The sequence below is a fragment of the Mucilaginibacter sp. CAU 1740 genome (assembly GCF_039839285.1).
In the GTDB taxonomy this organism is placed as follows: Bacteria; Bacteroidota; Bacteroidia; order Sphingobacteriales; family Sphingobacteriaceae; genus Mucilaginibacter.
This window is the reverse complement of sequence record NZ_JBDOQS010000005.1, coordinates 19,577-36,513: the sequence shown is the minus strand read 5'-3', so window position 1 is coordinate 36,513 and position 16,937 is coordinate 19,577. Positions and strand designations below refer to the sequence as shown.

At 41.4% G+C, this 16,937-nt stretch carries 19 protein-coding genes and 1 tRNA gene; 13 read left to right on the top strand and 7 right to left on the bottom strand.

Going from position 1 to position 16,937, the window contains the following annotated elements; translation table 11 throughout:
* The first annotated feature begins 35 nt into the window (after positions 1 to 35).
* Positions 36 to 647 carry a DUF2238 domain-containing protein gene (locus tag AAFN85_RS12635; RefSeq protein ID WP_347527683.1) on the top strand — a complete coding sequence of 204 codons (612 nt, stop codon included), beginning with the start codon at positions 36 to 38 and terminating at the stop codon, positions 645 to 647.
* Between the two features lie 23 nt (positions 648 to 670).
* Positions 671 to 1,093, top strand: a complete 423-nt coding sequence (locus AAFN85_RS12630) for an acyl-CoA thioesterase (RefSeq protein ID WP_347527681.1) — start codon at positions 671 to 673, stop codon at positions 1,091 to 1,093.
* Between the two features lie 56 nt (positions 1,094 to 1,149).
* On the opposite strand, the gene AAFN85_RS12625 is transcribed toward AAFN85_RS12630, so the two are convergent.
* The 3 genes from AAFN85_RS12625 to AAFN85_RS12615 form a co-directional block, all read right to left on the bottom strand.
* The gene (locus AAFN85_RS12625; protein WP_347527680.1) at positions 1,150 to 2,259 is read right to left on the bottom strand and encodes a hypothetical protein; all 1,110 of its coding nucleotides are present in this window, start codon (positions 2,257 to 2,259) and stop codon (positions 1,150 to 1,152) included.
* Complete coding sequence (locus AAFN85_RS12620; RefSeq protein ID WP_347527679.1) at positions 2,259 to 2,894, bottom strand: ABC transporter ATP-binding protein; 636 nt, start codon at positions 2,892 to 2,894, stop codon at positions 2,259 to 2,261. The genes AAFN85_RS12625 and AAFN85_RS12620 overlap by 1 nt, the downstream gene beginning before the upstream one ends.
* Before the next feature lie 165 nt (positions 2,895 to 3,059).
* The gene (locus tag AAFN85_RS12615) at positions 3,060 to 4,043 is read right to left on the bottom strand and encodes a D-alanine--D-alanine ligase (RefSeq protein WP_347527678.1); all 984 of its coding nucleotides are present in this window, start codon (positions 4,041 to 4,043) and stop codon (positions 3,060 to 3,062) included.
* A gap of 239 nt (positions 4,044 to 4,282) precedes the next feature.
* On the opposite strand from AAFN85_RS12615, the gene AAFN85_RS12610 reads away from it, so the two are divergent.
* The 11 genes from AAFN85_RS12610 (at position 4,283) to AAFN85_RS12560 (ending at position 11,070) form a co-directional block, all read left to right on the top strand.
* Positions 4,283 to 5,077, top strand: a complete 795-nt coding sequence (locus AAFN85_RS12610; protein WP_347527677.1) for a PASTA domain-containing protein — start codon at positions 4,283 to 4,285, stop codon at positions 5,075 to 5,077.
* Entirely contained in the window at positions 5,055 to 5,363 is a 309-nt protein-coding gene (locus AAFN85_RS12605; RefSeq protein WP_347527675.1) for a rhodanese-like domain-containing protein, read from the top strand. Before AAFN85_RS12610 ends, AAFN85_RS12605 begins: the two co-directional genes overlap by 23 nt.
* A gap of 24 nt (positions 5,364 to 5,387) precedes the next feature.
* A complete protein-coding gene (gene mltG / locus AAFN85_RS12600) occupies positions 5,388 to 6,440 on the top strand; it encodes an endolytic transglycosylase MltG (RefSeq protein ID WP_347527674.1) in 1,053 nt (350 codons plus the stop codon).
* Positions 6,440 to 6,847: a thioesterase family protein gene (locus tag AAFN85_RS12595; RefSeq protein ID WP_347527673.1), complete on the top strand. Its 408-nt coding sequence runs from the start codon at positions 6,440 to 6,442 to the stop codon at positions 6,845 to 6,847. The genes mltG and AAFN85_RS12595 overlap by 1 nt, the downstream gene beginning before the upstream one ends.
* Before the next feature lie 10 nt (positions 6,848 to 6,857).
* Positions 6,858 to 7,838, top strand: a complete 981-nt coding sequence (locus AAFN85_RS12590; RefSeq protein WP_347527672.1) for a YihY/virulence factor BrkB family protein — start codon at positions 6,858 to 6,860, stop codon at positions 7,836 to 7,838.
* 98 nt (positions 7,839 to 7,936) lie between these two features.
* A tRNA-Ser gene (locus AAFN85_RS12585) sits at positions 7,937 to 8,026 on the top strand.
* 245 nt (positions 8,027 to 8,271) lie between these two features.
* Positions 8,272 to 9,483: a site-specific integrase gene (locus tag AAFN85_RS12580; protein WP_347527671.1), complete on the top strand. Its 1,212-nt coding sequence runs from the start codon at positions 8,272 to 8,274 to the stop codon at positions 9,481 to 9,483.
* A 33-nt stretch (positions 9,484 to 9,516) separates the two neighbouring features.
* Positions 9,517 to 9,642, top strand: a complete 126-nt coding sequence (locus AAFN85_RS12575; protein WP_347528085.1) for a hypothetical protein — start codon at positions 9,517 to 9,519, stop codon at positions 9,640 to 9,642.
* On the top strand, positions 9,632 to 9,721 hold the full coding sequence (locus tag AAFN85_RS12570) for an ORF6N domain-containing protein (protein ID WP_347527670.1): 90 nt from the start codon (positions 9,632 to 9,634) through the stop codon (positions 9,719 to 9,721). The genes AAFN85_RS12575 and AAFN85_RS12570 overlap by 11 nt, the downstream gene beginning before the upstream one ends.
* A complete protein-coding gene (locus tag AAFN85_RS12565) occupies positions 9,702 to 10,040 on the top strand; it encodes an ORF6N domain-containing protein (protein WP_347527669.1) in 339 nt (112 codons plus the stop codon). The genes AAFN85_RS12570 and AAFN85_RS12565 overlap by 20 nt, the downstream gene beginning before the upstream one ends.
* A gap of 211 nt (positions 10,041 to 10,251) precedes the next feature.
* Positions 10,252 to 11,070 (top strand): alpha/beta hydrolase, encoded by an 819-nt coding sequence (locus AAFN85_RS12560; RefSeq protein ID WP_347527667.1) that lies wholly within the window; start codon positions 10,252 to 10,254, stop codon positions 11,068 to 11,070.
* 211 nt (positions 11,071 to 11,281) lie between these two features.
* Here AAFN85_RS12560 and AAFN85_RS12555 read toward each other — a convergent pair whose 3' ends face one another.
* The 4 genes from AAFN85_RS12555 to AAFN85_RS12540 all read right to left on the bottom strand — a co-directional run bounded on the left by AAFN85_RS12555 (position 11,282) and on the right by AAFN85_RS12540 (position 16,925).
* The gene (locus AAFN85_RS12555; protein WP_347527666.1) at positions 11,282 to 13,222 is read right to left on the bottom strand and encodes a sigma 54-interacting response regulator; all 1,941 of its coding nucleotides are present in this window, start codon (positions 13,220 to 13,222) and stop codon (positions 11,282 to 11,284) included.
* Positions 13,223 to 13,247: 25 nt separating this feature from the next.
* The gene (locus AAFN85_RS12550) at positions 13,248 to 15,464 is read right to left on the bottom strand and encodes a histidine kinase dimerization/phosphoacceptor domain -containing protein (protein ID WP_347527665.1); all 2,217 of its coding nucleotides are present in this window, start codon (positions 15,462 to 15,464) and stop codon (positions 13,248 to 13,250) included.
* Positions 15,465 to 15,765: 301 nt separating this feature from the next.
* On the bottom strand, positions 15,766 to 16,446 hold the full coding sequence (locus AAFN85_RS12545) for a YoaK family protein (protein WP_347527664.1): 681 nt from the start codon (positions 16,444 to 16,446) through the stop codon (positions 15,766 to 15,768).
* A gap of 5 nt (positions 16,447 to 16,451) precedes the next feature.
* Positions 16,452 to 16,925: a DNA starvation/stationary phase protection protein gene (locus AAFN85_RS12540; RefSeq protein ID WP_347527663.1), complete on the bottom strand. Its 474-nt coding sequence runs from the start codon at positions 16,923 to 16,925 to the stop codon at positions 16,452 to 16,454.
* Positions 16,926 to 16,937 lie beyond the last annotated feature (12 nt).

Here is a 16,937-nt window from a genome sequence, read left to right as displayed (position 1 = left end):
TGCTATTAATGCATCCTAATGTTATATATTAGGGTATGAAAGCGAACCTTGCACTTATCATATTATTCTTTGCAGGCCTTATTATTTCTGCCATTTCACCACACGATTATTTTACATGGTTTTTAGAGGTGTTTCCGGCTATTGTCGGTTTTATAGTTTTGGTAATTACCTATAAACGCTTTCAATTTAGCCAGCTAACCTATATCATGGTATTGCTGCATTGCTATATATTATTCATTGGCGGCCATTATACCTACGCGCAGGTACCGTTGTTTAACTGGATAAAGGACGCGTTGCATCAGAGTAGAAATAATTACGACAAGCTTGGCCATTTTATGCAGGGCTTTGTACCGGCTATTATTGTACGCGAATTATTTATCAGGTTGGCTGTGGTGAAACGATCATGGATATCATTCTTAACCGTTTGCGTTTGCCTGGCCATCAGCGCGTTTTATGAGTTTATTGAATGGTTTGTGTCGGTTACCTCCGGCGATTCCGGCGATTCATTTTTAGGCACACAAGGTTATATCTGGGATACACAATCGGATATGCTTTTTGCCATGATAGGTGCAATTTGTATGGTTATATTTTTGGCCAAACTACAGGATAGGGCATTGAAGAACGTTGCGCAGATATCCACAAGTTAAATAGCAAGCACTATATTTGCCGCATGGATACACCAGCCCAATACTCCACCTTCGAATCCGAATTTCGTGTACGCCCCGATGATATCGACATGTTTCAGCATGTACATAACAGCAAATATTTTGATTATGTGCTGGCCGCCCGTTACGATCAGATGGAGCGCTGCTATGGCATGGCCATGGAAAAATTTATGGAGCGAGGTTTTGGCTGGGTAGTACGTACCGCCCACGTTGACTATAAACGAGCATTAACCATGGGCGATTATTTCATAGTAAAAACCGGCATCGAAAGTATCGACGATAAAGGCTGTAGGGTAAAATTCAGCATCACCAATAAAGCCACAAAAAAGGTCTGCTGCGATGGTTGGTTTGATTATGTGATGATTGATATGGCCACCGGCCGGGGGGCTAAAGTGCCGGAAGATATTATTGAGCAGTACACTATATAAAGTTTCAACCATGATTTTTAGGATTTTAGGATTTCCTTGATAGATAAAACCAATCATCAAGAAATCCTTAAATCAAGTGGATCATGGTTCCTATAGTTTTTCTGAAAAATCAAATAAGCTATACCAAGGTTGATCGGAGCCAATACCCACAACAACTTAAACATGATCACCCAAAACAACACGATAAACAGCCCTAAAGCCCACTGCAGGTATTTATCCATATTGAGGCCGAACCAATAAAGCAGGCAATGGAATAGCATAATAATGCTCAAGCCAAGCAAAAATAACTCGAAAGCCATTATCGGGCTAAACCTGCTGAATAGCCAAACCGTTTCGGGAATCAACAAAACGAAATAAACGCCTATAAAATTCATGAATAATTTCATCAGGCTGTAAGGAAGGTTACGTGAGAAAGAAAGTTTGGTTTCCTCAAATTTTCGCTCTTCAAACACTAAAACAACGTGCGCTGTAACCACTGCTAATATTGCTATACCGGCTACACGCACATCGGTTTTAACATCGGCAAAAACCCAAAACACACCGGTTATAATTAACCACGACAGCGCTTTGGTGATAAGATAAGGTACCTTGCGGGCATCAAAAATGTGATAAATGCACAGGCTAAAATATGGTTTCCGCCATTTGCTACTTAATCGTAATAGCAAGGATTGACTGCTACCGTCAATCAACCCGTTTATCTGCCTCGTATAAATTACCGCACTTAAATAAACTAAAGCAGACAAGTAGGCCAGTATGCAAAGCGGCAAGGCATAATAATGATTGGCAAAACTCACTCCTACGGCTATCAACCCGTAAATTATTAAAGGCGATAATATGGAGGCCTGGGTAATACACCAGCTTCTGAGTTGTTGTTGCTTACTAAAAGCATTGCTGCTGTAAAACAAAAAATGCTGCCTGCCGCTAAAAATCTGGCCGGATACGTAATGCCAGCTTTTAACAGTGTAGATCAACCATCCGGCAAAAACCAACACCATCATAACAAGGTTGCTTCCCATAGACAGCATCAAGGCTTTATGATAACCAATGAGGTATTGCGGAGGGACTACTCCCACCATCGCCAAAAATATAAACAACAAAATACCGGCGTGCACCCGGAAAAAACCGTTGGCAAATACTTTCAGCAATACGTTGGTTAAAGATCGCATTAGCCGATAAACTTTAAACTTTGCTCTTCAACCAATAACTCAGCCGATAAAGGTAAGCTACCATCCTCCAACATTTGGTGCGACGACAACAGGAAGCTTGTCCCCTCCTGCTCATATCGTTCCCTGATCCAGGTATTCAATACGGCCAGCGATGCGGTATCTATAGTGATGAGTGGCTCATCAAGCAGGATCAATTTAGGGTTACCCAAAAACGCAAGCAGTAATGAAAGTTTTTTGAGCATGCCACTGCTGTAGGTACCAATTGGTCTATCAACAAAACTTTGCATGTTCATGCTTTTGAGGTAAGCTTGCTCCTGCCCTTTCGGTGCGTCTTTGGCATCGGTAAACAGGGCGATCATTTCGGTACCAGTTAAAAACTCAGGGAATACCGGCTCGGCTTCGGCAAAGTTTACCAGTTTGCGATAATCTACAGGTTGTTTTTTTATACTGATTTGGCCATCAAGCAAAATATCGCCCTCAAAAGCTAATATTCCTGCTATCGATTTAAGCAGGGTACTCTTGCCCGATCCGTTTATGCCCTTTATCCAATAAATACCTTTTTCAAGCTTTAGGCTATCAACCTTTAAAGCAGGATAAGAACCATATCTTTTGCTGAAGTTTACAAATTGAAGCATCGGCCAATAGGATAGCGAAAAGGTGGTTTTGTTACCATCTGAATCAGAATTTTCAGAATTTAATAATTAACAGAATGATCATCAAAGTAGGATTAATCAAGTAAGGATCTTTCTATTCTGAAAATTTACTAATTCTGAAAATTCTGATTCAGACAAACTCCCAAATTACAACGACGCTCCCTCAATCAGCGCGCTATAAAACTCCCCTACATCCATACCTGCCGCACGTACCTGTTGAGGGATCAAACTGGCTGCTGATTGCCCCGGCGTGGTGTTGATCTCGATAAAATAAAAATCGTTGGTGTTTTCCTGCAAGATAAAATCTACCCTCGTCATCCCCTTACAATTAAGGCGGGTATAAACTTCAGTTACTATTTCACCAATCTCTTCAACTTTTTCGGCCGGCAGATCGGCAGGGGTTACCTCTTTGGTTACCCCGTCGGTGTATTTGGCTTCGTAATCAAAAAAATCTTTCGAGGTAATGATCTCTGTTGCTGGTAATACTTTTATTTTGCCATGTAAACGGGCAATGCCGATGCTAAATTCGCGGCCTTTAATAAACTCCTCAACCAGCACTTGTTTGTCTTCATGAAAAGCTTTGTTCAAGGCTTCGGGCAAACCAGCAATGTTTTGCACTTTGCTCATGCCTACACTGCTGCCGCCGTTATTTGGTTTGATAAATAATGGAAACTTGAGGTTGGCTGCTATGGTAGCAACATCATGCACATCACGCTCAAATAAGCGCATGGAGTGCGCGGTGTGCAGGTGATGGATGCCATTTACAATAGCCTTGGTATAAGCCTTGTTCATGGTAATTGCCGATGTTGTTGCATCACAGGTATTGTATGGGATGCCTAACATATCAAAATAGCCCTGCATTTTACCGTCCTCACCCGGAGTGCCGTGGATAGTGATAAAAGCGAAATCGAACCTTATTTTTTCCTGGTTAAGGGTTATGCTGAAATCGTTTTTATCTACATCAACAGTGGTATCATCGGCCTGAAAAAACCACCTGTCGCGGTTAATGAAAATGGTATAAACCTTATAGTTGGTATTATTAGCCAGGTTGGCGGCTATGTTTTTAGCGCTGTTTACTGATACTTCGTATTCGCCGGTAAAACCTCCGGCCAAAAGGGCGATATTTTTCATGGTCTTAGTCAGAAAGTCCGAAAGTCGGTAAAGTCCGAAAGCCGGAAGCAGACCCCCAAATTTAATAATAAGATGGTGCGGTCATAATTTTTTCTGAACATCCCCTCTTAGGCTACAAATTGCGAATTATCCGTCTGATTTACGGACTTTACCGACTTCCGGACTACGTTTAAACTTTCCGGCTAACAAAATAATTCATATGTTTGATACTTAATTAAAGGTGACACCTTACAATACCGATGAGCAAATTTGGCGCTTACTTAAAAACAAAATCTTTCAGAAATAACTTGATAATGGCTATCGTTTCGGTGATAGCTGTTGTTTTAATAGCATTTTTCAGCCTTGGTTATTATACCCGGCATGGCTCGGGCATCCCTGTGCCAAAACTAAAAGGTCTTACCATTGATAAGGCCATGGCCATTTTAAAAGAGCAAGGCTTTGAATATAAAATAGACTCGGTTTTTGTGCAGGATGTACCTCCCGGAACCATTGTGGAACAAGACCCTGATGCCGGAACCAACGTAAAGGAAAACCGCGTGATCTACTTAACCATGGTTACGTTGCAAGCCCCTGATGTGTCCCTTCCCGACCTGGAACAAAGTAACTATCGCGAGGCCGTAGCAACCATATCAAACTACGGTTTAAAAGTTGGTGATACCTCTTACCGGTCGGACATTGCCCGCGACCGCATCTTGGAAGTTCGTTACGGCGGCCAGGTTGTTAAAGCCGGAGCGAAAATACCGAAAGGATCGCGCGTTGACCTGGTTTTGGGTGATGGTGCCGGTGCTGCCGAAGTGGAGATCCCGGAGTTGGTTAACTTAGATCTGGATGCGGCCCGTTTTGCTATTAAAGGTGCAGGTTTAACCGTGGGTATAGTTACCTACCAAGGTTCTATTACCGATTCGACCAATGTTGTGGTAGTATCGCAATACCCTATGAAAACCGATTCGCTGAGCAAAACAAGCATTGGCACGCGTATAAACCTCACTGTTTCACAAGGTACTAAAACAGATGCAGCCCCACCAACAAATTAAGGCACAGGAGTTAACCGATCGATTAAGCAAAGGCGAGCAACTTAACCTGATTGATGTGCGCGAGGCTATTGAATACCATACCTATAATATAGGAGGTGCAAACGTCCCGCTCTCAAAACTGGATACTGCTATTAACGGTTTACCCTACAACAAAACGGATGAGATAATCGTTATCTGCAAAGTTGGCTTACGAAGCGAAACCGCGCAAGGTATCTTGCAGCAACATGGCTACAGTAACGTGAGAAATTTGCAGGGCGGGTTGATATCGCTACAAAAATTAAAATAGAAAACACTACCATTCCATACCATCATGACCGACAAAAAACAAGGATCAGGCATGCTTAAAAAATTTATTATAGCCTTTGTAATAGTGATAGTTGTACTATTAGGATTTACCGGCTTTAATTATTACATGAAATATTTTGGCCCAAACGTTACGGGCAAGCAGGAATATTTATACATACATACGGGGGCAACATTTGAGGACGTTTTTAAAACCATCCAAACAGAAGGTATAGTAAAAGATACCGCATCATTTGGCTGGGCTGCCCGCAATATGAACTATACCACCCGTGTAAAACCAGGTAAATACCGTTTGCACGAAGGGCTGGGTAACCGTAAGCTCATTAACATGCTTGCATCCGGAACACAAGAGCCGGTTAAGGTTGAGTTTCATGGATTGAGATTAAAAGAGCAATTTGCAGGTTTTGTATCTAAAAAGATCGAACCGGATTCAATGGCAATTATCCGCCTGCTCGATTCGACAAGCTTTGTGAGCAAATATGGTTTCACTACAGATAACGTGTACGTGATGTTTATGCCCGATTCGTACCAGATGTACTGGAATACTACTCCCGAAAAGTTTTTCAAAAGGATGTATGATCATTACCAAAACTTCTGGACACCGGAGCGTAAAAAACAAGCTGCCGATTTGAATTTAACCATGCAGGAAGTATCTGTTTTAGCTTCAATAGTTGATGCCGAAGCCTTACACGACGATGAAATGCCTGCCGTTGCCGGTTTGTATCTAAATCGAATAAAAAAAGGGATGAAGCTGGATGCAGACCCTACAGTTATCTTCGCTTTAAATGATTTTACCATTAAGCGCGTACTTAACCGTTACCTGACTTACAATTCGCCATATAATACTTATCTGCATACAGGTTTACCTCCGGGCCCTATCATGATGCCTTCGGTTAATGCAGTAAAAGCAGTGTTAAACTATCAAAAAAACGATTATTTATATATGTGCGCTAAAGCCGATTTTTCGGGCTACCACGCTTTTGCAACCAACGTTGCCGACCACCTGGTTAACGCGCATAAATTTCAGCAAGCACTTAATGATCGTAATATCCTTAGGTAATGTTTGAGCACACCACCAAAATACGGGTGCGCTACGGCGAAACCGACCAGATGGGCTATATGTACTACGGTAACTATGCCGAATTTTACGAAGTTGGCCGTGTAGAGATGCTCCGTAGCCTGGGTTTAACCTATAAGGGCATGGAAGATTCAGGCATTATTATGCCCGTGCTCGAGTTAAACTGCAAGTACCTTAAACCGGCGCTTTATGATGAAGAGATCAGCATTAAGGTGATCATGGATAAGCTTCCGGGCATCCGGATCCATTTCAAGTACGAGTTGAGTAACCCCAAAGGTGAGCTGATCAACATAGGCGAAACATTGCTTGTTTTCATTAATATGAAAACCAACCGCCCCTGCCTGGCCCCGCAGGATTTTATGGATAAACTGAAGCCTTTTTTTGAGTAGATTTGGGTAAATGAGGTGGCTGCATCGTTTTTTACTCCGGTTTAGGTTCTACAGGTATATTATCGAGTGGACAAAATCTGTCATCATTCCCGGTTTCAGGCCCTTGCCGTTGTACACCGTTATTGATTTTTTTGTAAAAGAGATCACCAACAACTCGCTTATTAACCGGGCTTATGCTTTGGCCTATAGTTTTATGCTGGCCATTTTTCCGGCTACCATCTTTCTGTTTACACTCATCCCCTACGTGCCTATAAAACATTTTAATAGCAGTTTGATGAGCGTGTTAATGTCGGTGATGCCTACAAACGCTTATTTAGCCTTCAGGGAAACGCTTTTTGATATTGTGAGCAATCAAAATGGCAAGTTATTGTCGTTCGGTTTCCTATCCACGCTTTACTTTGCTACCAACGGGGTTATTAACCTGATGAAGGCTTTTAACAAATCATCATTAATTCAAGATAAACGAAGTTGGTTAAAGCGCAGGATGGTAGCAACGGCCATTACCGTGGCTATAAGCTTCGCATTATTATTAGCTATTGCCATACTTATATTAGGACAATCAATTATCAAGTTTATCCAATCGCATGTAGCTTCCGGAAATCATTTTTGGATCTATCCGGTGATGCTGTTCAGGTGGGTGATCATCGTGGTGATCATTTTTGCAACTATAGGCTGTTTATACCGATACGCCCCGGCCCACAAAAAGAAATGGAACTTTGTAAACCCAGGCTCCATATTGGCTACGGCATTGGCGGTACTAACTTCGCTGGGATTCTCTTATTACATCAACAATTTCTCATCGTACAATAAAGTTTATGGCTCGATAGGAACGCTCATCGTGGTGATGATCTGGATGTACATAAACTCATTAATTTTAATAATCGGCTTCGAATTAAACGCGTCCGTTGAGCTTTCCAAGCGGACAATCCGCATTGTAAAACCCCGTTTCAACACTTTCCGGAGCAAAAAATCGACAGAAATAAAAAATTAATTTTCTGTTAATCAATAATTTACATCAATTATTTAAATAAATCAAAAAAAGTGAAATTCAAATTTGGCAATTCGCGCCGGATTTGTACTTTTGTCCCCGGAGAGTTGGCAGAGTGGTCGATTGCGGCAGTCTTGAAAACTGTTGAACTGTGAAAGGTTCCTGGGGTTCGAATCCCTAACTCTCCGCCAAGTATTATTCAATTAGGATCAAAAGCGCTGTAAATGAATTATTTACAGCGCTTTTTGTTTTTAGCCCACACCAAAATAAACCAATAAATCGCTTTGTTCCAGGGACCTGCCGGTGACCTTTTTCAAGGTACTTTTGCAGGTCACCGGAACGCTTATAAGTCACTGTTATTGAGCCTGTTTAGTTTTTAAACATCTTGATTACAGGAGGATATGTAACTAATTTTATTCACTTTAAAGCTTCAGCGATGAACAAATCTTTTAACCTCCTCTTTTACGTAAAGAGATCAAAAACAAATCCCGAAGGACTCGCCCCTGTTTACCTGCGTATCACTATTGATGGCGTGCGCATCGAAGTCTCGTCTAAACGCTATGTCAATCCCGACAAATGGAATACAAACGGCCAAAAATTAACCGGGAACAATGAGGATACAAAAAGCATCAATGCCTACCTGAAAACATTAGAACACCAGGTGTACGATGTTCACAGGGATATGATAGAGCGTAAGTTACTGATCACTGCTCCCAACTTAAAAGACAGACTTCTCGGCGGCAAAACCTCGCCCGGAAAAATGCTGGTGCCGATATTCCAGGAACATAACCGTCAGGTTGCAGCGCTTATTGGCAAAGAATATGCAAAAGGCACGCTTGATCGATACGAAACAAGCCTGAAACATACACAGGCTTTTCTGCAATGGAAATTTAATTCATCAGATATTGATATCCGCGCGATTGATCACGAGTTTATTATGGCATATGATTTTTACTTGCGTTCAGAAAGAAGCTGTAACAATAATTCAACCGTCAAATATTTGAAGAACTTTAAAAAGATAATACTCATTTGTATAGCAAACGGGTGGCTTGATAAAGATCCATTTGTCAAATACAAGCCGAAAGTTAAAGAGGTTAAACGCGACTTCTTAAACGCGGAAGAGTTGGAGGTAATGGCAATTAAGAAACTCGTCAGCGATAGAGTATCACAAGTAAGGGATATTTTTCTTTTCAGTTGCTACACAGGCTTAGCTTATGCGGATGTTAAGAAATTAAAACGTTCGGAGATTGTAACCGGAATCGACGGACAGAAATGGGTTTATACCAGTCGCCAGAAAACAGATACTTCTTCAAGAATCCCTTTACTTCCCCAAGCAATGGAATTAATGGCAAAATATGAAGATCATCCGCAATGCGTAAATGATGGCTTATTGCTTCCTGTGTTGAGCAATCAAAAGATGAATAGCTATCTGAAGGAAATAGCTGATGCCTGCAGCATCAATAAAGAACTAACCTACCATATAGCACGCCATACCTTTGCAACAACCGTAACGCTTGCAAATGGTGTTTCTATCGAAAGCGTATCTAAAATGCTCGGTCATACGAACATCAAAACAACCCAGCACTACGCGAAAATCCTTGATATGAAAGTCGCCCAGGATATGTCTAAGCTAAGGCAGATTTATTAAAATACAAGCTATTCGATAACCATAGAACCAATTATGGCTCTATGGTTAATTATCACATTTATAACCGACACATACATGAGCAATATAAAATCAGTGGCTGATGATATCATCATGACCAAGATCTATTATATCAAAGATCAAAAAGTAAATGCTGGATAGCGACCTCGCAAAACTTTATGGCGTAGAAACAAGACGTCTGAACGAACAAGTAATCAAACATGGACAGGTTCCCGGATGATTTTATGTTTAGATTGAATGAACTGGAGTTTGAAAGTTTGATATCGCAAATTGCGACATCAAAACGTGGAGGCAGGCGAAAACTTCCCTATGTTTTTACAGAGCATGGCGTACTAATACTATCAAGCGTGTTAAACAGCAAACAGGCCATCCAGGTCAATACTCAGGTTATCCAGATATTCATCAGAATAAGAATCATGTATCTTGATAACACCGAGATCCGATTGGAAATTGAACAAATCAAAGGCAAACTGATCAGGCAGGATAAAAGCACTGAGTTGGTATTTGGGTATCTGGATGAACTTATTTCGAGTCTTTGATCAATGTGTCGTGGAAAGGAGTTAAACGTATTCCTGACAACTCTGACCAAGAGCCATATGTGTCGAAGTAAATTAACGAAATATAGTCAAAAACAAAAACAAAAAACACAAACTAACCACCTAATTATCAAATATTTACGATCATGGCACATTGATAGCTTACTAAGTTCCAAACAAACGATTTATCAGAAATACTTAACTATTTAAAACCATGAAATTCATTACAAAAGACGGAACAGAAATTTATTACAAAGACTGGGGTACAGGACAACCTATCGTATTTCACCACGGCTGGCCACTATCAAGCGATGATTGGGATGGTCAATTAATGTTTTTTTTAGATAAAGGCTACAGGGTGGTTGCACACGATCGTCGCGGCCATGGCCGGTCAACCCAAACTGCAACCGGCAATGATATGGATACGTATGTAAATGACGCTGCCGAGCTTTATGAGTTTTTAGGGCTTAAGGATGCCATTCATGTTGGCCACTCTACAGGCGGCGGCGAGGTTATCCGTTATGTTGCAAAATATGGCAAAGGCATTGTAGCCAAGGCGATATTGATCAGTGCTGTAACACCGCTTATGGTGCAAACAGAAAACAACCCAGAAGGTATCCCACTATCTATATTTGATGAGATACGCCAGGGAACAGCATTTAACAGGGCACAATATTTCCAGGATTTTACCATCCCTTTTTACGGCTACAACCGCGAAGGCGCAAAAATAGCACAGGGCATCAGGGATAACTGGTGGAGGCAAGGTATGATGGGCAGCGTTTTGGCACATCGTGATGGCATCAAAGCTTTTTCAGAAACTGATTTTACCGAAGATTTGAAGAGTGTTGAGATCCCTGTTCTGGTATTACACGGCGAAGACGACCAGATTGTTCCTTTTCCAATTTCGGGCGCGAAAGCTGTTAAACTTTTACCAAACGGCACGCTGATCTCGTATCCGGGTTTCCCGCATGGAATGCCTGCCACAGAGGCTGCAACCATTAATGCAGATATCTTAGCTTTTATACAAGCTTAACTATCATCAAATAATTCGTCTACCTATAAAAAGGCATCTTTAAACAAGGTGCCTTTTTCTGTTTGCTTGTTTTTTTGACGATTTATGTTATAACTCGTCGGTAATTGGTTTAATTCCATAAGAATTCAAGAAAGTACTATAAAAAAAGCGCTATTGCTATACTTTGCAATAACGCTTCTTCGTGTTTCAAAACACTTTAGCTATATATCACTTACTTTACAAACTCATATCTGATGCCAAGCTTTTTTATCTTTGAGTTAAGCGTGGTAGAAGGTATGTTCAGCATTTCTGCCGCGCCGCCATCGCCGTAAATCTTTCCTTTACATAACTTCAGGATCTCAAGGATATGCTCGCGCTCCATTTCTTCCATCGTTCTTACTTTGTACCTCTCATTTGCCTGGCCTGTACTTAACGAGGGAACTTTAGGGATTTCGATTGTTTCAATAATATCGCCGGTCGTCATCAGTAAGCTTCGCTCAATCAGGTGCTCCAGTTCGCGGATGTTGCCCGGCCAGTCGTATCTCATCAAGGTTTGCATAGCATCATCGCTGATACCTTTCATATCTTTATTTGATTTTTTGATAAAACGATCTAAAAAGTAGTTAGCCAGCAACGGGATATCTTCCTTACGTTGCCTTAATGACGGCAACTCTATCGGGAATACGTTAAGCCGGTAATAAAGGTCGAGCCTGAAACGGCCTTCCGCTACTTCCTTTTCCAGGTTTCGGTTGGTGGCGGCAATAATACGAACGTTTACCTTTTTGGTGTAATTGCCACCCAAGCGTTCTATTTCTTTTTCCTGTAAAACACGCAGCAGTTTTACCTGTGCTTCAAGCGGCAGCTCTCCTATCTCATCTAAAAATATAGTGCCGCCATCTGCCTGCTCAAACTTGCCGGTGCGCTTTTCGGTAGCGCCTGTAAAAGCTCCCCTTTCGTGCCCAAATAACTCTGATTCGATGAGGTTAATTGGCAGCGCGGCGCAGTTAACGGTTACTAGTGGTTTATTTTTTCTTGGAGATAATTTATGGATAGTTTGTGCTATTCGCTCTTTACCTGTACCGCTCTCACCCATTATTAAAACGGAAGTTTCATCGGGCGCTACGATGTTTATTTTATTAAACACAGCTTTAAGCAGCGGGCTTTCGCCAATAATGCCATTGAAGCTTTGAGACGTAATGGGTGTAAAAAGCGGTGCTGAAAAAATTCTTGCAGCGCGCACCTGTTTTATCTCTGCATCTTTTTTTAATACAATCCCGGTAACCAGTTGATTAAGCGCCGCCGCGTTTTTTTGCAGCAGATCCAACTGTAGTTTATTATAGCTATCCAGGCCTGTGCTAAAAAAAGTAAGCTTGTAAACGTAGCCGTCCGGCAATACAACATCGTAGCTTAAAGCTGATTGATATTTATAATGATCGCTTAAGGTTTTTAACCACAGGCTATCCATTTTCAGGCGCCGAAACTCAAAATTATTGTAAAACTGGTTCCTGGCATCGGCAGGCGATGATTTCCATGAACGATAATCTCTTTGTGAAACGCCTGTAAGTTCCAGCAAATCGTTCAGCCCGGATACCTGGAAAATATCTAGCGTATTCTTTAAAAGGTACACCTGCTCAGTTTCCGCGGATGCCTCATTTTTGCTGATCTGCAAACAATCAAACGGAATAATGCTTTGCAGCACCGTTGCTACCTGTTTAAGTTTTTCGTCGCGGGTATCGGTTTTGGCAGCTATTTGGTCTACCTGCTGCTGAAGTGAAGCTTCTTTAGGCTGATTAAATTTTCGGCTTTGCTCATGCCGGTAAAGTGCGATATCAAGCATCACCAGCAAATCCTTTTCCCGAAACGGTTTTACCAGGAAACCATAAGGTTCGGTAGCTTTGGCAGCTTCCAGTATAGCTTGGTTGGTATTGGCAGAGATATAAATAAACGGGATGCCCATTTCGCTTAGCTGACCGGCCAGATCAATACCCGTTTTACTTCCCTGTAAAAATATATCAAGCAGTACCCAATCCGGGCTTTTAGTTTTGATCAAATCTACAGCCTTAGCTACCGATGGCGCAATGCCGCAAACTTTATATCCCGCTTTTTGAAGCATGATCCTTAAATCGTTCGCGACTATAAACTCGTCTTCAACTATTAAAATATTATCTTTCATCTCTTATCTTATACCCAATAAATGATCAGGCAACCTCATGCTGTAAATTATTAAACTCCATAGCTTTGAAGGTAACGCATACCCTCAGTCCGTTTTTATTTTCCAATAAAAAATCTCCGTCCAGTTGCTGGCTCAATCCCTGCATTAGGCTCATTCCCAACGAACTTGTGTTATATACATCAAACCCTTCCGGCAACCCGGGGCCATTATCTGCAACACAAAGCAAATACCGGCCATCGTCTGTAGGCTCCAGGCAAATGTTGATCCGCCCCTTCCGTTTATCTGTAAACGCGTATTTGATGGCATTGCTAATGGCCTCATTCAAAATCAATCCTACCGGCACAGCCTGCGAAACATCCAACTTAACAGGAGTTATTTTCAAATCCATTATTACATTTTGGTTCCGGCTAAAGCTATCACTTAAGTATTCCACCAGTTCGCGGATATATACCGCCATATCAATGGTTGACAGGTTTTCGGATTGATATAGTTTTTGATGGATGAGCGACATGGTTTGCATCCTGTGCTGGCTATTCCTGATTGCATCCAGGGCATCTTCATTCTCCAAGTAAGCCGATTGGGTGTTTAATAAGCTGATCACAATTTGCAGGTTATTTTTTACCCGGTGATGGATCTCTTTAAGCAGCCACTCCTTCTCTTGCAAAAGCTTAAGCAACAGCTCGTTTTGGTTATTGATTTTTGTTTGCTTTATGGTGAGCAGTATATTACTCTTGTTTTTAACATTGTAACGGCTATACACCAGCCCGGCAAAAATCATCACGATGATCAACCCTCCTATAACGGTATTACGCAAAACCGTTTCATTGTGGATTCGGCTTTGCTGCAACTGTCCCTTTTGCGTGAGTACCAGAATATTCTTGTCTTTATTGTCAACATCAAACTGAAATTGTAAAATTGAAAGCTGCTTTTTCAGGTCGAGGTCTTTGATCGAGTCGCTGGTTGTTTTGTATTGCTGGTAATGCTGCAGCGCCGATGCCGGGTTGCCCGAAGCCGAATCTATTCTTGCCCAGCTTAATTCGTTGGTTGCAATAGTGGTTAAATTATGCCTTATCCTTGCCAAACTATCGTTAGTTTTTAAATAAGGATATGCTTTTGCAAACTCCTTGTTTAAAAAGTAATATTTAATGATAGGTTCATTGACAAAGGGCGCATAGCCAAATTCGCGGCCAAAATCATGATAATAAAACAGCAGCGAATCCACAAACCTTTTGGCTTTGGGCAACTGCTTCATATCCATATATATTTTTGCAAACAGGGATAAGGCGGTTATCCTGAGCCGGGTATTATCTTTTGGGGGGTACCTTTTAACAACATCAATTAGCGTACTAAGCGATTGCTGCGGCTTATGGATCCCCATTAATAAAATGATCTGGTTGAATTTGATTTGCTGTATGGCATCGGTTTCGTTGTACCGCAACGCCACATTTAACGCTTTTTGGTAGTATGCGTAAGCCTGATCATATTTTTTTAAACCATTATAGGTTATTGCCAGCCGGTTGTAAATAGTGCATAGCTGCATGCTGGTATCCCGCACCTGTTCGGCGGTTTTAACCGCCAAAAGGCCATATTTTAACGAAAGCACGTCATTGCCTGTGCGTGCATACAAATATCCCAGCAAATCGAAAACGCCCTGTGTTTCTTTAAAATTGATGGATTGATATATGGCTAACGATTGCTCCAGCAGTGTTAGCGCTTTGGGATTATTTGCCTGCAAATGATAATAATCACCAAGTGATTTTAGCGCGCCAGCCTGTTCCTTTTTAAAACCCCCTTTTTCATATAATGGGATAGCCTTTTCAGTATACTTGATGCGTTCGGCAAGGTCGTCGTTCTCAATCCCATAAAAATCAACGAATGAGAGGTAGGCGTCGGCAGTTTCTTTAAGCAAATTGTGGCCGGTGGCAAATTGCAATGCACTTTGTGCTAATTTTTGTGCCCGGGATTTATTTCCTTTTTCGCGGTAAACCTGGCTTTCCAGGATCATGCTTTTGCCTGTACCTGCGTTATAGGCCAGCGTTACGCTTAAATGTTTGGCCTGATTGGTAAGTAGCAATGCGCTGTCCAAATCATTTTTAAATTCGCCGGGTTTGTTTAAGTAATATCTCCCCAACTCAATTAACAAATTTACTTTCGCTGTATCCTGCCTGCTAACTTTTAATTTTTCTAACAGATTTTTATTCCCCGCCGGTTGCGCGAAAGCACCAGCAGTGATTAAAACCATCGAAACAAATAAATAGATATTTAGCCGCATAATGTATAAGTATATTTGTGATGGTTATCAGTCATTTACCGGTTTGCTAATTTAAACCAGTCTTTGCGTATCAGCAAAGCAAGCATTAACACCAATAAGAATACCAATATATAACAACCTGTTAATCTTACTCTTATTACATATTCACCTTTTTAAAGATTAACGATATATCGTGAATTTGTGACGGGAGATTATGATCAATACGTTAAAAAATTATTGCTTTAATATAATTAAAGGCCATCAAAATAACGGCCTTTAATTATACAACTTATTAGCTTATTGTAACCGGCTCATTTTTACCCGTACTTAAATAGCAGATGATCATGCCGGCACCCGGTAAAACAATAACGGTTAAACCAAAGCTTTTGGCAAGTAAAGCACCTGCAAGGCAGCCAAGCAGGAAACCGCCAATTGTCACGCTTTGCTTTTTAAGGCTCTGCACAGATACCAGATCCTTAAACGCCGAACCGATGGAGTTGCCAAGATCAAGCGAGGCCTGGGTTACGTTACCTGTCATCATGGTTGTGGGGCCAAAGGTTTCTTTGGCGTATAGTTTGCCAAACGCGTTCTGCAGCCCCATGGCAAATACTACCATCATCACAACAACATATGTTTCCCATACAAGCTGGTCGGTATGTACAAACAGTTCAGAAATAATGCCGCTCAGCAAAAGTACAATCCCTTCAACCAGTAGTATTTTATAACGGTTAACAGATCTTGCAGCTATCAGCCCGCCAATTATTACCGATATAATAAATACCGGAAAAGTAAGCAGCTTGATCCAGGCCTGTGCGTCTGAACCTTTAATAATTTGATAGGCGAATACGATAAAGTTACCCGTTACGTGTGCCGAAAAAATAGAACCGGCAGATACAAAGGTTACAGTATCACAATAACCAGCCACTGCCGATAGTATGAGGGTTACAAACCAGATGTTTTTTTGATTTTCCATGGTTGTTATCTTAAATGTGACCGCAGCATCCAGGCCATTTTTTCATGCGTTTCCATCAGGCCGGTTACATAATCACTTGTGCCCAGGTCCTTCAGGTCGTTGGCAAAAATATTGATGTTTTCCCTTAGATGGATGATCAGGCTTTCATGATCGTTCAGTAACTCTGTAATAAAACCGGTGCCATCATTTTTACTATGTAGCACTTCAGATAAGTGGGTAAGCTCCAAAAAGCTTTTTAATGTAGCCGGTGCATAATGGCCAAGCGACCGGATGCGCTCTGCAACGCTATCCATGATCTCGTCTAACTCCTGATACTGGCTTTCAAAAAACAGGTGTTTGCTGTGAAAATCAGGGCCCTCTACATTCCAGTGGGCATTACGGGTTTTGGTGTAAAGCACATACTCATCTGCAAGTATTTTGTTTAAAGCATGTGCTACCTGGCTAAGGTTTTCTTTTGATATTCCGATTTTTGGTTCCATTGTTATAGCTAT

Coding starts and splice junctions, on each gene's coding strand:
- AAFN85_RS12565 (WP_347527669.1), top strand. CDS start 9,702: ATGGACAGGTTCCCGGATGATTTTATGTTTAGATTGAATGAACTGGAG.
- AAFN85_RS12580 (WP_347527671.1), top strand. CDS start 8,272: ATGAACAAATCTTTTAACCTCCTCTTTTACGTAAAGAGATCAAAAACA.
- AAFN85_RS12635 (WP_347527683.1), top strand. CDS start 36: ATGAAAGCGAACCTTGCACTTATCATATTATTCTTTGCAGGCCTTATT.
- AAFN85_RS12630 (WP_347527681.1), top strand. CDS start 671: ATGGATACACCAGCCCAATACTCCACCTTCGAATCCGAATTTCGTGTA.
- AAFN85_RS12555 (WP_347527666.1), bottom strand. CDS start 13,222: ATGAAAGATAATATTTTAATAGTTGAAGACGAGTTTATAGTCGCGAAC.
- AAFN85_RS12570 (WP_347527670.1), top strand. CDS start 9,632: ATGCTGGATAGCGACCTCGCAAAACTTTATGGCGTAGAAACAAGACGT.
- AAFN85_RS12595 (WP_347527673.1), top strand. CDS start 6,440: ATGTTTGAGCACACCACCAAAATACGGGTGCGCTACGGCGAAACCGAC.
- AAFN85_RS12620 (WP_347527679.1), bottom strand. CDS start 2,894: ATGCTTCAATTTGTAAACTTCAGCAAAAGATATGGTTCTTATCCTGCT.
- AAFN85_RS12605 (WP_347527675.1), top strand. CDS start 5,055: ATGCAGCCCCACCAACAAATTAAGGCACAGGAGTTAACCGATCGATTA.
- AAFN85_RS12560 (WP_347527667.1), top strand. CDS start 10,252: ATGAAATTCATTACAAAAGACGGAACAGAAATTTATTACAAAGACTGG.
- AAFN85_RS12550 (WP_347527665.1), bottom strand. CDS start 15,464: ATGGTTTTAATCACTGCTGGTGCTTTCGCGCAACCGGCGGGGAATAAA.
- mltG (WP_347527674.1), top strand. CDS start 5,388: ATGACCGACAAAAAACAAGGATCAGGCATGCTTAAAAAATTTATTATA.
- AAFN85_RS12575 (WP_347528085.1), top strand. CDS start 9,517: ATGGCTCTATGGTTAATTATCACATTTATAACCGACACATACATGAGC.
- AAFN85_RS12610 (WP_347527677.1), top strand. CDS start 4,283: ATGAGCAAATTTGGCGCTTACTTAAAAACAAAATCTTTCAGAAATAAC.
- AAFN85_RS12540 (WP_347527663.1), bottom strand. CDS start 16,925: ATGGAACCAAAAATCGGAATATCAAAAGAAAACCTTAGCCAGGTAGCA.
- AAFN85_RS12545 (WP_347527664.1), bottom strand. CDS start 16,446: ATGGAAAATCAAAAAAACATCTGGTTTGTAACCCTCATACTATCGGCA.
- AAFN85_RS12615 (WP_347527678.1), bottom strand. CDS start 4,043: ATGAAAAATATCGCCCTTTTGGCCGGAGGTTTTACCGGCGAATACGAA.
- AAFN85_RS12625 (WP_347527680.1), bottom strand. CDS start 2,259: ATGCGATCTTTAACCAACGTATTGCTGAAAGTATTTGCCAACGGTTTT.
- AAFN85_RS12590 (WP_347527672.1), top strand. CDS start 6,858: ATGAGGTGGCTGCATCGTTTTTTACTCCGGTTTAGGTTCTACAGGTAT.